We start from the raw sequence: 1,739 nt of genomic DNA on the forward strand, positions 1-1,739 counted from the left end.
GCCGCCGGCTCGGCCACCGCCGCCACCGCGATGAACACCGCCGCGAGACCGATCAGCGAGTGCATCGCCGCGACCAGCTCGGGCATCTTGGTCATCTGCACCTTGCGCGCGACGTAGGCGCCGATGCCGCCGCCGACCACCAGCGCCGCGAAGATCAGCGCCAGGCCGGTGCCCACCGACGACTGGGCCGTGCCCGCGGCGAGGAATTCGTTCTTCAGCTTGATGATCAGCACCAGCGTGGTCACCACCGCGATGGCCATGCCGATCATGCCGAAGGCATTGCCCTTGCGCGCCGAGGCCGGATGCGACAGCCCCTTGAGCGCCTGGATAAAGCACACCGAGGCCACCAGGTAGAGCAGGGTGACGAGGTTCATGCTGACAAGGCCCGCCATCACGCGCCCTCCTTGGCCAGTGCCGGCTTGCCCTCGGGCGCCTTCGCCTTCGGTTCCTTCTTCTTGAACATCTCCAGCATGCGCTGGGTCACCAGGAAGCCGCCGAACACGTTGACCGCCGCCAATGCCACCGCCAGCGTGCCCATCACGCGCCCGACGCCGCCTTCGGTCAGGCCCGCGGCGAGCATGGCGCCGACGATGATGATGGCCGAGATCGCGTTGGTTACCGCCATCAGGGGCGTATGCAGGGCCGGCGTGACCGTCCAGACCACGTGGTAACCCACGTAGATCGCCAGCACGAAGATGATCAGGTTGATCACCGTGTGGTTCACCATCTCCATCGACTTCTCCTCCGTTGCTTTGAAACCGGGATGCTGCGTGTTGCTGTGATTGTTCTTTGCAGTATTACGGTGGGGCACGCCAACGGCCATTGGCTCTTAAATTTCCGGTGGCGTGCTCCCTCTCCCGCAAGCGGGAGAGGGGAGCAACCCTTCAGGGGTTGATATTCAGACCTTCTTGATTTCCTTGATGCCGTTCTTCTCGTTCACCAGGATGACCTTGGGCTTGTACGTGGCGATTTCCTCGTCCGTCATCGGCGCATAGGTGCAGATGATCAGCTGGTCGCCCAGGTGCGCGCGGCGCGCGGCGGCGCCGTTCAGCGAGATCTCGCCGCTGCCGCGCTCGCCCTTGATGATGTAGGTGGAGAAGCGCTCGCCGTTGTTGACGTTGTACAGCTCGATCTTCTCGAACTCCTTCATGTCGGCAGCGTCCAGCAGGTCCTGGTCGATGCCGCACGAACCCTCGTAGTTGAGGTCCGCCTGCGTCACGGTGACGCGGTGGAGCTTGGCGCGGAGCATGATGCGTTGCATGGGTGATACGTCCTTATATCTGAAGCGAAAGCAGTGGGCGCGCTGCGCCCGTTGGAGTTACGCCGCCTCGCGCACGACCTGGCCGTCCCTGCACATCAGGCAGGCGGCGACGATGTCGTCTTCGAGGTTGAGCGTGAACTGGCCGTCCTTGTCGACGACCAGCTTGAGGAAATCCAGCACGTTGCGGGCATAGAGCGCCGAGGCGTCGGCCGCCACCATGCTGGCCAGGTTGGTATGGCCGATCAGGATCACGCCGTTGTGGTTGACCACCTGGTCGGCCACCGTCAGCGGGCAGTTGCCGCCCTGCGCGGCGGCCAGGTCGACCACCACCGAGCCCGGCTTCATCTGCTGCACGGTCGCTTCCTGCAGCAGCACCGGCGCCTTGCGGCCCGGGATCAGCGCGGTGGTGATGACGATGTCGGCCTGGATGGCGCGCTGGTGCACCAGCTCGGCCTGGCGCTTCATCCAGTCCGGCGGC

Annotated in this window: 4 protein-coding genes; all 4 read right to left on the reverse strand. The window is 64.8% G+C overall.

The annotated features are described in order from the left end of the window. The coding region (locus AC3FMM_RS31380) for an NAD(P)(+) transhydrogenase (Re/Si-specific) subunit beta (RefSeq protein ID WP_488688342.1) at positions 1–392 on the reverse strand (392 nt) is incomplete at its 3' end. After that, positions 392–733 (reverse strand): NAD(P) transhydrogenase subunit alpha part 2, encoded by a 342-nt coding sequence (locus AC3FMM_RS31385; RefSeq protein WP_012353833.1) that lies wholly within the window; start codon positions 731–733, stop codon positions 392–394. The genes AC3FMM_RS31385 and AC3FMM_RS31380, both read right to left, overlap by 1 nt. Positions 734–898: 165 nt before the next feature. After that, positions 899–1,261 carry an aspartate 1-decarboxylase gene (gene panD, locus AC3FMM_RS31390; RefSeq protein ID WP_012353832.1) on the reverse strand — a complete coding sequence of 121 codons (363 nt, stop codon included), beginning with the start codon at positions 1,259–1,261 and terminating at the stop codon, positions 899–901. A 57-nt stretch (positions 1,262–1,318) separates the two neighbouring features. Further along, positions 1,319–1,739: Rossmann-fold NAD(P)-binding domain-containing protein (locus AC3FMM_RS31395; RefSeq protein ID WP_488688345.1), on the reverse strand; the 421-nt coding region annotated here is incomplete at its 5' end.

The organism is Cupriavidus sp. 207A1 (genome assembly GCF_057798955.1).